Source organism: Actinomadura sp. NBRC 104425, from assembly GCF_030269545.1.
GTDB classification, from domain to species: domain Bacteria; phylum Actinomycetota; class Actinomycetes; order Streptosporangiales; family Streptosporangiaceae; genus Spirillospora; species Spirillospora keratinilytica.
Genome location: NZ_BSTN01000012.1, coordinates 69385 through 82910, shown reverse-complemented (window position 1 = coordinate 82910; position 13526 = coordinate 69385). Strand labels below are relative to the sequence as shown.

General features: G+C 72.9%; 7 protein-coding genes. 5 read left to right on the top strand and 2 right to left on the bottom strand.

The window, feature by feature from the left end:
- Positions 1-218: 218 nt before the first annotated feature.
- Positions 219-6686, top strand: coding sequence for a type I polyketide synthase (locus tag QSK22_RS19450; protein WP_285495656.1), 6468 nt, complete (start codon positions 219-221; stop codon positions 6684-6686).
- Between the two features lie 44 nt (positions 6687-6730).
- Positions 6731-8065 carry a crotonyl-CoA carboxylase/reductase gene (ccrA, locus tag QSK22_RS19445; protein WP_285495655.1) on the top strand — a complete coding sequence of 445 codons (1335 nt, stop codon included), beginning with the start codon at positions 6731-6733 and terminating at the stop codon, positions 8063-8065.
- A 7-nt stretch (positions 8066-8072) separates the two neighbouring features.
- On the opposite strand, the gene QSK22_RS19440 is transcribed toward ccrA, so the two are convergent.
- Positions 8073-8807: a serine/threonine-protein kinase gene (locus QSK22_RS19440; RefSeq protein ID WP_285495654.1), complete on the bottom strand. Its 735-nt coding sequence runs from the start codon at positions 8805-8807 to the stop codon at positions 8073-8075.
- A 480-nt stretch (positions 8808-9287) separates the two neighbouring features.
- Here QSK22_RS19440 and QSK22_RS19435 point away from each other — a divergent pair, with 480 nt between their 5' ends.
- The 3 genes from QSK22_RS19435 (at position 9288) to QSK22_RS19425 (ending at position 12657) form a co-directional block, all read left to right on the top strand.
- The gene (locus tag QSK22_RS19435; protein ID WP_285495653.1) at positions 9288-9908 is read left to right on the top strand and encodes a TetR/AcrR family transcriptional regulator; all 621 of its coding nucleotides are present in this window, start codon (positions 9288-9290) and stop codon (positions 9906-9908) included.
- Between the two features lie 4 nt (positions 9909-9912).
- On the top strand, positions 9913-11070 hold the full coding sequence (locus QSK22_RS19430; RefSeq protein WP_285495652.1) for a GDSL-type esterase/lipase family protein: 1158 nt from the start codon (positions 9913-9915) through the stop codon (positions 11068-11070).
- Between the two features lie 339 nt (positions 11071-11409).
- Positions 11410-12657, top strand: a complete 1248-nt coding sequence (locus QSK22_RS19425) for a helix-turn-helix domain-containing protein (protein ID WP_285495651.1) — start codon at positions 11410-11412, stop codon at positions 12655-12657.
- Positions 12658-12746: 89 nt separating this feature from the next.
- Here QSK22_RS19425 and QSK22_RS19420 read toward each other — a convergent pair whose 3' ends face one another.
- Positions 12747-13511 carry a helix-turn-helix domain-containing protein gene (locus tag QSK22_RS19420; protein ID WP_285495650.1) on the bottom strand — a complete coding sequence of 255 codons (765 nt, stop codon included), beginning with the start codon at positions 13509-13511 and terminating at the stop codon, positions 12747-12749.
- Between the last annotated feature and the right edge of the window lie 15 nt (positions 13512-13526).

Sequence of the window (13526 nt, the reverse complement as noted above, 5' to 3'; positions counted from 1 at the left end):
TGTGACGGTTTGTTTGCGGGTGGTCACCGTTCCTTGTGCTCGGACCGGGTCGTCCAACTATCCCATGAGGCCACAGCGGCGGGCGTGGGGTCTTGTCATGGCGGTGACAAGCAAGCCCCGAAGAAAGTGGTCTGGATGCGCATCGGGGGCCGGTGATCGTAGGACAAGGTGGACCCTCCGCTTCGAACGATCCTGGATTCATTGGGGGATCCGCACGCATGCAGAGCACCGATCGTTCCGGAGCCGCGCCAGACGGCACGCGGATCAGCGAGGATTCGGTTCGCCGGTTTCTGGTCGAGCAGATCGCGCGCCGCTCCGGCGTCCCCGCCGCCGACATCGACACCGCCCGCCCCCTGGAGGAGTTCGGGCTGGCCTCGCGTGACGCGGTGGCGGTCGCGGGGGAGCTGGAACGGCTGCTCGGCCGGGCGCTGCCCGCGACGCTCGTCTGGGAGCATCCGACGATCGACCGGCTGTCGGCCGCGCTCGTCTCCGGCGACCGCCCGCAACAGGCCCCGGAACAGGCGGCGCCGCCGGCCGAGCGGCCGCGCGCGGACGAGCCGATCGCCGTGATCGGCGTCGGCTGCCGCTTCCCCGGCGGCGACCGCGACCTGTGCGGCCCGGGCGAGTACTGGCGGTTCCTGACCGGGCGCGGCGACGCGATCCGCGAAGTGCCCGAGGAGCGCTGGGCGCCGTTCGACGACGGGTCCCCCGAGGTGGCCGACCGGCTCGCCGCCACCACCCGGCTGGGCGGCTTCCTGGACGACGTCGCCGCGTTCGACGCCGAGTTCTTCGGCATCACCCCGCGCGAGGCCGCCGTGATGGACCCGCAGCAGCGGCTCGTCCTGGAGGTGGCCTGGGAGGCGTTCGAGCACGCGGGGCTCGGCCCGGCGGCGCTGCGCGGCTCCCGCACGGGCGTGTTCGTGGGCGTGTCGGCGCCCGAGTACGCCGCGTTCACCGCCTCCGACCTGGCCGCGCTGGAGGCGTTCACCGCGACGGGCGCGGCGCTCAGCATCGTCGCGGGCCGGCTGTCGTACCTGCTGGACCTGCGCGGCCCCAGCATGATCGTCGATACCGCGTGCTCGTCGTCGCTGGTGGCGGCGCATCTGGCGGTGCGGGCGCTGCGCGACGGGGAGGCGGACGTGGCGCTGGCGGGCGGCGTCAACGTGCTGCTGTCCCCGACGATCACGATGACGTTCGACCAGGCGGGCGGCACCGCCGCCGACGGGCGCTGCAAGGCGTTCGACGCGTCGGCCGACGGCATGGTGCGCGCCGAGGGCTGCGGCGCGCTGGTGCTCAAGCGGCTGTCGGACGCGCGGCGCGACGGCGACCGGGTGCTGGCGGTGATCCGCGGCAGCGGCGTCAACTCCGACGGGCGCTCCAACGGCCTGGTCGCCCCCAACTCCGAGGCGCAGAAGGCGCTGCTGCGGCAGGTGTACGCGGCGGCCGGCGTCGATCCGCGCGACGTCGACTACGTGGAGGCGCACGGCACCGGCACGTTCCTCGGCGACCCGATCGAGGCGTCCGCGCTGGGCGAGGTGCTCGGCGCGGGCCGGGACGCCGATGCCCCGCTGCTGATCGGGTCGGTCAAGTCCAACCTCGGGCACCTGGAGTCGGCGGCGGGCGCGGCGGCGCTGGTCAAGACCGTGCTCGCCCTGCACCACCGGGTGATCCCGCCGAGCATCCACTACAAGGAGCCCAACCCGCACATCCCGTTCGACGATCTGCGGCTGCGGGTGGTGGCGGACGAGACGCCGTGGCCGGAGCGGGACCGTCCCGCGCTGGCGGGCGTGTCGGGCTTCGGCTTCGGCGGGACGAACGCGCATCTCATCCTGGAGGAGGCGCCCGAGCCCGCGCCGCGCCCCTCGCCTCCCGCCGCGACGCGGCTGTTCCTGCTGTCGGACACGGCCGGCGACCGCGTCCGCGACCACGCGGCCGTGCTCGCCGAGTGGCTGGGCGGCCGCGACGAGGTGTCGCTGGCCGACCTCGCCCGCACCCTGCACCGCCGAAACGGACGCGGCCGGGCCCGCGCCGCCGTCGCCGCCCGCGACCGGGCCGGGCTGCTGGACGGGCTCGCCGCGCTGGCCGAGGGCCGTCCCCACCCCGGAGTCGTCACCGGCACCGCGCTCGGCGTGCCCGGCGCACCCGTGTGGGTGTTCTCCGGGTACGGGGCGCAACGCGCCGGCATGGGCCAGGCCCTGCTGGAGGAGGAGCCCGCGTTCGCCGAGGCCATCGACGACCTGGACGCGCTGTTCGCCGAGGAGGGCGGCCCCGCGATCTGGGACCTGCTGGAGTCGGGCGCCGCACCGGGCGGCCCGGTCGAGTCGATGTGCGCGCTGTTCGCCGTGCAGATCGGGCTGGCCCGCACGTGGGCGTCGTACGGGGTGACGCCGGGCGCGGTGATCGGCCATTCGATGGGCGAGGTCGCCGCCGCCGTCGTGGCCGGGGCGCTCACCCTGGCGGACGGCGTCCGGGTGATCCACCGCCGGTCCCGGCTGCTGACCCGGCTGGTCGGCGGCGGCGCCATGGCGGTGCTGGGCGCGTCCGCCGCCGAAGCGGAGCGGCTGGCGAGCGGGCTGCCGGACGTGCACGCCGCCGTCCACTCCTCGCCCCGGCAGACCGTCGTCACCGGCGACGCCGACCAGATCGCCGAGGTCGTGGCGCGGGCCGAGGCGGAGGGCCGGCTGGCCCGCATGGTCAAGGCCGAGGGCGCGGGCCACTCCCCGCAGGTCGATCCGCTGGTGCCGGAGCTGCGCGAGCAGCTCGCCGAGGTCGGCGCCGAACCCGGCACGCCCCTCGCCGACGGCGTCCGCTTCTACACGACCGCGCTGGACGACCCGCGCGCCTACCTGCACGACGCGCCCTCGCTCGGCGCCGACCACTGGGCCGCGAACCTGCGCAACCCGGTGCGGCTCACCGACGCGGTGACGGCCGCGTCCGAAGACGGCTTCCGCACGTTCGTCGAGGTCAACGCGCACGCGCTGCTGACGCACGCGCTCGGCGAGACCCTGGAGGGCACCGGCGCGTTCGTCACCCACACCCTCAAACGCGCCCCCAAGGGGAAGCAGACCGACGACACGCTGACCTTCCACGCCCAGCTCGGCGCCCTCGCCTGCCAGGGCCACGCCACGGCCGTCCCGTCCGACGGCGACGTGATCGACGTGCCGCACTCGCCGTGGCGGCACGAACGCCACTGGGTGGACCTGTCCCGCCGCCGCACCGGGAGCCGCGACGAGCACCCGCTGCTCGGCGCGCATGTCGAACTGCCCGGCGAGCACCGGCACGCCTGGCGCGCCGACGTCGGCACCGCCGCGCAGCCGTGGCTGGCGGACGTGCGCGTCCACGGGGCGAACATCCTGCCCGCCGCGGCCGCCGCCGAAATGGCCCTGGCGGCGGGCGCCGCCGCGCTCGGCGACCGGCGGATGCGCGTCACCGGCCTGAGCATGGAGCGGCCGCTCGCGCTGACCGAGCACACCACCGTCACCACCACCTTCACCGAGGACGACCACCGCGTCGAGATCCACGCGCGCACCCCCGCCGGCACCTGGACGCGGCTGGCCGTCGCGGACGTCGGCGCCGACCACCGCCCGCCGCCCGCCCCGCTGACCGGGCCGTCCGCGCAGGTGGCCGGGGCCGACCGGGGCAGCCGCCACTACCTGCTGCATCCCGAGGTGTTCGACCGCTGCCTGGCCGTGTTGACGGCCGAGGCGGCGCGCGCCGACGAGGGCGTGTGGCTGCCCGAGTCGATCGGCGGGCTGGGCGTGTACGGGCCGACGCACCGCGGCGGGCATGTCCGCACCGAGATCAAGCCCGTCGGCGAGGGGCTGCTCGGCGCCCTGCAGTTGCTGGGCCCCGACGGCGACGTGCTCGCCGAGGCCACCGAGATCGCCCTGCGCAAGGTGGAACGCGCGGACGTGCCCGTCCCGCTCACCGACAAGATCGCCGAAGTGGTGTGGGACGAGCAGCCCGCGCCCGCACCGGCCGGGCCCCGCGACTGGCTGCTGCTCGCCGACCGCGACGACGCCCTGGCCGCCGCCGTCGCGTCCGAGCTGGAGGCGCACGGCCACCGCGTCGTGCGCGGCGAACTGTCCGCCGAGCCGCCCGCCGTGCCCGGCGACGCGGCGGGCGTGCTGGTCGTGCCGCCGCCCGACCTGGTCGACGAGCAACTCGTCCTCACCGTCGCCGGGGTCGCCCGCGCGCTGCCCGACACCGCGCGCCTGTGGGTCGCGACCCGCCGCGCCCTGCCCGTCGAGGACGGTGAGAGCGGCGAACCGAACCAGGGGTTCGTCCGCGCGCTCACCCGTGTGCTGGCGTTCGAGCGGCCCGCCCTGCGCGCCACGCTGGTCGACGTGGACCGCCCGGCCGACCTGGTGGACGAGCTGCTCGGCGACGGCGCCGCCCGCGAGGTCGCCTGGCGGCGCGGGGTCCGCCGCGTCGCCCGCCTCGCCCGCGCGCAGCTGCCCGCGGCCGAGGGCCGGCCCCGCCGCGTCGTGCGGCGCGGCGGCGCGTACATCATCACCGGCGGGTACGGCGGGATCGGCCTGGTCACCGCCCGGCTGCTGGCCGAACGCGGCGCCGGGCGGCTGGTGCTGTCGGGCCGGTCGGGGCCGGACGCCGACGCCGAGAAGGAGATCACCCGGCTGCGGGAGAGCGGCGTGGACGTGGACGTCGTGCTCGGCGACATCGCCGCGCCCGGCACCGCCGACCGGCTCGTCGCCGCCGCGCGCGACGGCGGCAAGCGCCTGTGCGGGGTCGTGCACGGCGCGGGCGTCCTCGCCGACGGCCTCATCGCCGACCTGCGCGCCGACGACCTGCACCGGGTGTGGGCGGCGAAGGTGGAGGGCGCGCGGGCGCTCAGCGCCGCCACCTGGGACCTGGACCTCGACTGGTTCGTCACGCACTCGTCGGCCGCCGCGCTGCTCGGCTCCCCGGGCCAGGCCGCCTACGCCGCCGCCAACGCCGCGCTCGACGCCCTCGCCGCCTACCGCCGCGCCCACGGCCGCCCCGCCACGACGGTCAACTGGGGCACCTGGTCGCGGGTCGGCGGCGCCGCGAAGCTGTCGGTGGCGGTGCTGGACCCGATCAGCCCGGAGGAGGGCGCCGAGGCGCTGGAGGCGCTGCTGGCGGCCGACCGTCCCGCGACCGGCGTGCTGCGCTTCGACGCGGCCGCGGCCGTCGAGCTGTTCCCCGAAATCACGGACATGCCGTACTTCGCGGCGCTCACCGAGGCGGCCGCCGCGGCGCAGGGGAGCGGCGCGGACGACTGGCCCGGCATCGACGAGATCCGCCGGCTCGACGCCGCCGAGGCCCGCGCCGCCATCGCCGCCCGCGTCCGCCACCGGATCGCCTCGGTGCTGGGCTTCGACCCCGAACGGCTCGACCCGTCCGTCCCGCTCACCGACCTCGGCCTGGACTCCCTGGTGGCCGTGCGCATCAAAAGCGGCGTCGAACACGACCTCGGCCTGACCGTCCCGCCGTCGGTGCTGCTCAAGGGCGCCAGCGTCGACGTGTTCGAGGAGTGGGCCGCCGGTGAGCTCGGCCTCGCCTCCGCCGCGCCGCCCGCCTCCCCGTCGGCCACGGCCAACGCCGTCAACGGGTACGTCATGCCGCGCGACGCCGCCGAACGCCTCGCCGTGCGGATCTTCGAGGACGTGCTCGGCCTGGACCGGGTCAGCGTCACCGCCGACCTGTTCGCCGACCTCGGCGGCGGCGACGAGCACGCCGACCGGATCGTCGCGCGCGTCGCGGCCGAGTTCGGCGGGGAGGTCACCCGGGGCGAACTGCTGGCCGTGCCGACCGCCGAGCACGTCGCCGGGTTCCTGCGCGCCGCCGACGAGCGGGCCGCGCGGCAGATGATCCGCCCGCTGCGCGCCGCCGGCACCCGCCGCCCGCTGTTCGTCGCGCACCCGGCGGGCGGCACCACCGCCTGCTACCGGCAGCTCGCCGCCCTCCTCGGCGACGACCAGCCCGTCCACGGCCTCGAACGGTTCGACGACGCCCCGCCGGTGACCGAACGCGCCGCCCGCTACGCCGAACGCCTGGTGGAGGCGCAGCCCGAGGGCGCGTTCCGGCTCGGCGGCTGGTCGTTCGGCGGCGTGCTGGCCTACGAGACGGCGCGGCAGCTCACCGCCGCCGGACGCGAGGTCGAACTGGTGGCGCTGTTCGACGCGGGGCTGCCGCTGCCGGTCGACGACGAGTCCGACACCCTGGCCCGCCGCTTCGCCGCGTTCGTCGACTACGTCAACCAGACCTACGATCTCGACATCGTCCTGTCCTACGAGGAGCTGTCCGGGCTGTCGGAGGACGAGCAGTTCGCGCTGGTCATGGAGCGCGCCGCCCCCCTGGTCGACCACATCCCCCCGGCCGCGCTCACCCACCAGCTCACCTCCCACCAGGACACCCGCTCCCTTGAGGCGTACCAGCCGCAGCCCTACGACGGCCGCGTCGTGCTCTACCGCGCCCCGGAGAAGACGCCCTGGACCGTCCAGGACGCCCGCTACGTGCTCGACGCCACCAACGGGTTCGGCCCGCTGTGCCCGAACCTGGAGATCGTGCCGATCCCCGGGGCGCACCATCTCAACCTGCTCGACCCCCCTGCCGTGCACGTTCTCGCGGCCGACCTGGGTGAACGGCTCGCCGTGGGCGCGACGGACGAGGACGGCCTGCCGGCGACCGCGCCGGCGCCCTAGGCTTCCGGGCACCCCCAACCCCCCGCCCATCACGGAGGAGATCCATGGTTCAGCCCGCCTCGTCCGATGCCCTGCTCGACGCCGTCCGCGCCGGAGCCGACGGCCGGCAGCTGCTGGACTGCCCGCTCCCCACCCGGTTCCGCGCCGCCCACCTCCGCAGGGACGAGGTGGGCATCTTCGAGGGCCAGACCGACAAGGACGTGCGCCGCTCCATCCACGTCGGCGAGGTCGAGATGCCCGAACCGGCGCCCGACGAGTGCGTGGTCGCCGTCATGGCCGCCGCGATCAACTTCAACACCGTCTGGTCGGCCATCTTCGAACCGGTGCCGACGTTCGCGTTCCTGGAGAAGTTCGGCCGGCAGGGCTGGTACGGCGCCCGCCACGACCTGCCGTACCACATCGTCGGCTCGGACGCCGCCGGCGTCGTCGTGCGCACCGGCGCGGGTGTCAAAAAGTGGAAGCCGGGCGACCGCGTGGTGGTGTCCCCGGCCTACGTCGACGAGGAGGACCACGGCTCCTACGACGACGGCATGATGAGCGAGACCCAGCTCGCCTGGGGCTTCGAGACCAACTTCGGCGGCCTGGCCGAGTACTGCGTCGTCAAGGCCAACCAGCTCATCCGCAAGCCCGGCCACCTCACCTGGGAGGAGGCCGCGTCCAACACCCTGTGCGCGGCCACCGCGTACCGCATGCTCGTCGGCTCGCACGGCGCCCGCATGAAGCAGGGCGACGTCGTGCTCATCTGGGGCGCGACCGGAGGGCTCGGCTCGTACGCCACCCAGCTGGTGAAGAACGGCGGCGGCATCCCGGTGGCCGTGGTGTCGTCGGAGGAGAAGGCCGAGCTGGTGCGCGCCCAGGGCTGCGAGCACGTCATCAACCGCACCGAACTGGACCTGGGCGAGCAGGGGATGCGCCACCCGAAGGCGGGCCGCGTCCTCGGCGAGGCGATCCGCCGCCGCGTCGGCGAGGACCCGGGGATCGTCTTCGAATACCTCGGCCGCGAGACGTTCGGCGCCTCCGTCTACGTCGCCAAGCGCGGCGGCAAGATCGTCACGTGCGGGTCGTCCACCGGCTACCGGCACGAGTACGACAACCGCTTCCTGTGGATGCGCCTGAAGAGCATCATCGGCTCACACGGCTTCAACTACGCCGAGGCCGTCGAGGTCAACCGCCTCATCTCGCTCGGCATGATCCACCCCACCCTGTCGGCCGTGTACCCCCTGGAGCAGACGGGCGAGGCCGCCCGCGTCGTGCAGACCAACCGGCATATCGGCAAGGTGGCCGTGCTGTGCGGCGCCACCGAGGAGGGGCAGGGCGTGGACGACCCCGCCCTGCGCGAACGCATCGGCGAGGAGAAGCTCACGCTCTACCGCCGGTGACCCCTGGTCAGGCGTCTCGGCGGACCGTCACGCGAACCGTGCCGTAGGTGTACCGGTCGTCGTCCTGTACGGCGACGATGAGTGCCGGACCGGGGCGCAGTGACGGCCCGGCCGGTGTGAAGGGCGCGTCGTGGCCGTCGGCCTCGCGGATCGCTCCGACGGCGCCGCGGACGATGCGTCCGGCCTGCACGGCGGTGTAGGCGGGCGGGATCCCGGTGGCGGATCGCATCCGCGGCCGGAGGCCCACCACGGCGCGGTCGGCCGGTTCCTGGATGCGCACGGTGGCGGGCACGTCCGGGTCGATCCGCCCGTCGGGTGTGCCGTCCGCCCGGGAGTGGACGACCACCGCGCGCACCGGCCGCAGCGAGTCGTCCTCCACGAGCAGGTAGAGGAACCGACCGGGCGTGCCGCGCCCCTGTGTGGAGGAGGCGATCAGCTGCCAGGACGCCGCCGCACGCGGCGACGGTTTGAGGTCGTCCAGCGCCGCCGCCAAGGCGTGCCGCGTGCCGTACCGCCGCTGCGCCTCGGGGGTGAGCATGCCCCACGCCGTCGCGACGTCGCCGTCTGCCACGGCCGCTTGCCACCGCTCAGGGACGTCTTCGATCGCGCTGGTGTCCGGCGGCAACTGGCAGCAGACGTGGTCGGAGTGCGCCGACCACGGCTTCGTCACCACGACGGTGAGCACGACCGCGGCGCCCAGTACGAGCCCGCCCACCACCAGCGCCCACCGCTTCGCACCCACAGGCACCCCCACGTCTCGTCTCCGATATGGATGCCCGCGCCGCGCCCGCGGTTCCGCCCCGGGCCCATGCTTCCGTCGCGAAGCGGCGGAAGGTGGGCCTGATGCGCAGACGGGTCTCCGATTCCACGCGGGTCGGCTTCCCAGAGGTGCGGACGAAGTAGAGGCCGGTGATGCGGCCGTCCTCGACACGGGCCTTTGAGTACGCCGTCCTGGCGCAGGAGCAGCGCCGGGCCGCCGTTGACCACCGTGGGTTCGAGGTGATCGCGCCCTCGCTCCCGCCGATGAGGTAGCGGCCGACCCTGTAGGCGCCGACGATCGGCCGCCGCGCCGGTCTCGGCAAGCAGATGCAATGCACACGGGCCGATGATCTCGACGGACTTGGTGGCGGTCGGCGGAGGGAGCGCCTCCTTGACCGTTAACCGATTTGCCTAAATCTTTTAGGTAGACGGATAATGCATGTCGGCAATCGGGAGGAGGGGCATGGTTCGAGTCGGGCTGACCCCGCAGCGTCTGGCGCGGGCAGGGGCGGAACTCGCCGACGAGGTCGGCTTCGACCAGGTGACCGTCTCGGCGCTTGCCCGGCGCTTCGGCGTCAAGGTCGCGAGCCTGTATTCGCACGTGCGCAGCTCCCACGACCTCAAGACCAGGATCGCCCTGTTCGCTCTGGAGGAACTGGCCGACCGGGTCGCCGACGCCGTGGCCGGGCGCGCGGGCAAGGACGCCCTCGCCGCCTTCGCGGCCGCCTACCGCGACTATGCCCGCGAGCACCCCGGCCGCTACGACGCCGCGCGGTTCAGGCTCGACCCGGAGACGGCGGCTGCCGGCGCGGGCGTCCGGCACTCGCAGATGACCCGGGCGATCCTGCGCGCCTACGACATCGGCGAGCCGGACCAGACGCACGCCGTCCGGATGCTGGGCGGCGTCTTCCACGGCTTCATCAGCCTGGAGAGGGCCGGGGGATTCGCCCACACCCCTGTGGATACGCAGGAGTCCTGGGCCTGGATGGTCGATTCCCTGGACGTCCTGCTGCGCAACCGGACCACGCACCCGCCGTCGGACGAGGCGCCACCCGCGCCCGGCCGACCCGCGACATCAGGCTGAGGCGATGAACAACTTGATCACCACACCGGTCACCACCGACATGCTGCGCGGCGCTCTCGACGTGGAGCACACGGCGCGCGGGCTGCTGCCGCACCGGCTGCCCGGCTGGGCTCGTCGGCAGATCCCGGACGACCACCTGGCCTTGGCCGAGGCCCAGCCGTCCGGCGTGCGGCTGGCCTTCCGCACCCGGGCCACCGTCATCGAGCTGGAGACGCTGCCCACCAAGCGGGCCTACCGGGGTGTCCCGGCCCTGGCGGACGGCGTGTACGACCTGCTGGTCGACGGCGGTCTCACAGCCCAGGCCACGGTGACCGGCGGCAATGTCCGCACGGTCCTCGACATGGTCACCCAGGCCGTCGAACTGCGCGAAGGCCCTCCCGGCACCGCCCGGTTCACCGACCTGCCCGCGCGTGACAAGGACATCGAGATCTGGCTGCCGCACACGGAGATCACCGAAGTGATCGCCCTGCGCACCGACGCCCCGGTGTCGCCCGCGACCGCCGGCGGCCGCAAGGTGTGGCTGCACCACGGCAGCTCCATCAGCCACGGCTCGAACGCGACCCACCCGACCGCCATCTGGCCCGCCCTGGCCGCGGCCCGGGGCGGAGTGGAACTGGTCAACCTGGGCTTCGGCGGCGGCGCGCTGCTCGACCCGTTCACCGCCCGCGCGATGCGCGACACCCCCGCGGACCTGATCAGCATCAAGATCGGCATCAACATCGTCAACAGCGACGCGATGCGCCTGCGCGCCTTCGCCCCCGCGGTGCACGGCTTCCTCGACACCATCCGCGAAGGGCACCCGGATGCGCCCCTGCTGGTGGTGTCACCCGTCCTGTGCCCGGTCCAGGAGGACACCCCCGGCCCCCTCATGCCCGACTTCGACGGCGGGACCCTGCGTTTCAAGGCCACGGGCGACCCGGCCGAACGCGCCGCCGGCCGCCTGACGCTCAACGTCATCCGCGACGAACTCGCCCGCATCGTCCGGCAGCGGGCCGCCGACGACCCGAACCTGCACTACCTGGACGGCCGCGAACTCTACGGCGAAAAGGACCACGCCGAACTCCCGCTGCCCGACGCGATCCACCCCGACCAAGCAGGCCATCAACGCATCGCCGACAACTTCACAAGGCTCGTCTTCGGCGCCAAAGGCCCGTTCACCTGAACCGCGACCGCCTTCGCGTCATGGCCGGCCTGTCCGGTTGAGCTGCCATTGCAGAGCGGCGCGGGCGGCGCGAGCTTGGTTGGGGACGCCCGGCGGGTCGGGCAGGGCCACCGCCCCCGCTCGGCGGGGTTCGGCCAGCGCGCCGACCTCGTCCACGCGGTCGGGGGCGGTTGGGCAGGCCGCCTTGAGGCCGCTGTCGGAGGCTGGCCGGCGGCATTGATGAATTTCGGATCGTTTCGTCCGACGGGCATATGCGTGTATTCCGATTGGTCTCCTGACGGGCTGGGGTTTGCGTTTTAGCCTGTGGGTGTCGCCGATGCGCGGGAGGTGCCGGGGCGGATGCATGACGAGGTCACCATCGGGGCTCGGCTGCGGGCGCTGCGCAGTTGGCGGGGGATGACGCAGTCTCAGCTTGCGGATCAGGCGGGGTTGTCGACCTCGTTCATATCGATGGTCGAGCACGGTCATCGGATGCTCGATCGGCGGTCGCACATCTCCGCGGTCGCCGCCGCGTTGCGGGTGTCGGAGGCCGATCTGACCGGCCAGCCCTACATGACCGCCGACGATGGAGAGAACGGGCCGCACGCCAAGATCGCTGCTATGCGGAGGGCGCTGGCGACCAACGAGATCGGCGACGCTGTCATCGATCGGGCGCGGCCTTTGGCGCAACTGCAAGACATCTTTTATGGACGCACCACCGTAGAGGTGGGCGACGGCCGTGTCACTACGGTGCCCAAGCTTCGGCAGGAGTCGAACCTCTCCGCGCTGGGCGGCCTTCTGCCCGACATGATCGACGAGATTCATTATCTCGTTGCCGCGGCTGACGAGCGGCAGCGCGCGGACGCGCTCAGGCTTCTCATTGATGTGTTGCACCCTGCGGCCTTCGTATGCGCCGTACTCGGGTCCTCTGATCTGGCGCGGCTCGCGGCGGTGCAGGCGGCCGAGGCGGCCCGCTATTTGGATGATCCGGTCTATCAGGGCGTCGCCGACTTCATGCGGGTGATGACCGCGCCGCGGGCCGGATCGTGGGACCGCATCCTGAAGATCAGCGAAGACGCCGTGAACAGGCTGGAACCCCACGTCACCGACGAAGTCGGCATCCAGGTGTACGGCATGCTCCACCTGACGGCCGCCCTCGCCGCGTCCGCAAACTCGTACCGCATGGACTCTGCGAACGACCATCTGGCTGAGGCCGCGGATCTGGCCGGGCGGCTCTCCCAAGGCGGTAACGCGTTCGGGATGTCTTTCAACGCCGCCAATGTCGGCGTGTGGCAGGTCATGGTCGCCGCCGAGTATGGGGATTACCCGACGGCCGTGGGGTTGGCGCGCGACGTCGACCTGTCGCCGCTACCTGCTAACCGGCGATGCCAGTTCCATCTTGAGGTCGGGCGTTCTCTGGCGCATCAGCGCGGCAAGGAGCGCCAGGCGGTCATGACGCTGAAGCAGGCCGAGGACGCCGCGCCGCAGCGTATGCGCAACAGCACGGTGGCCCACGAGACCGTGACCTACCTGCTGGGCAGAGTCAGGGCCACTGGACTGGCGCGCGAGCTTCGGGGCATGGCCTCGCGCATGGGCATCCCGCACTGACAGCCCCGGCCTGGCTGCGGCGTGGGCGCCTTCCGCGTCATGCGTGACCGTGTTCGTGGCCGGGCCCGCTCGCTGCTGGGTTCACCGTCTCACTCACGGTTTTGCTGGTCGGTGATGGTGATGGGGCGCCCGCAGTTCCACAGTTCGGCAACGTGGTAGGCGAACCGGTCGAAGAGGCCGTCTTCCTGGTGGCGCTGCACATGCAGCATGGGGGAGTCGTGGCCGACCAAGTGCGCCAGATGCGGCGTCACGAGCATCTCATCGTCGAAGATGAAGACGCTCATGGCGATGTGCTCATCGCCGAAGCGGACTTCGATCCCCGGGACATCGATGATCTTTGACAACTCGTCAAGGGTGATCTTGATTCGGGTGCTCACGGTCAGGGGCACCTGCTCGAGTTCCTCCCGGCGCCGCGTGACGTCGCTTTCGGGATCTCCGAGCAAGAAGCGGACTCGGCATCCCCGCTCGGCCTTGCGGCGGAGGACGGTCCGGAGGTTGGGGATCTCCAGCCACAGGAAGTAGTTGGTGTATCCCGCGAACGTAAGTTCCCTGCCCGCTTCGCTGATAAGTCGACGCCAGACGGACTTTGGACAAGCCGACCGATAGGGGTATACTGCCACGATTTCGCGGTCTGGTCCGGTCTTCACGTTCTTGCGGATGGCGTCGGGCCACAGCACGGCCTCATCAACTCCCAAGACCTCTGAAGCTGCCCATCGGTGACGCGGGTGCGGCGTGCGACCTTCGTCCGCTACCCACCGGGACACGGTCTTAACGTCAACCTGACACGCTTCGGCTAGTTCCTGCTCTGTCAGTTTGGCACTGATCATGGCCTGCCGCAGTGCGTCGTTGGCCACAGCCGGCCCCCTCGG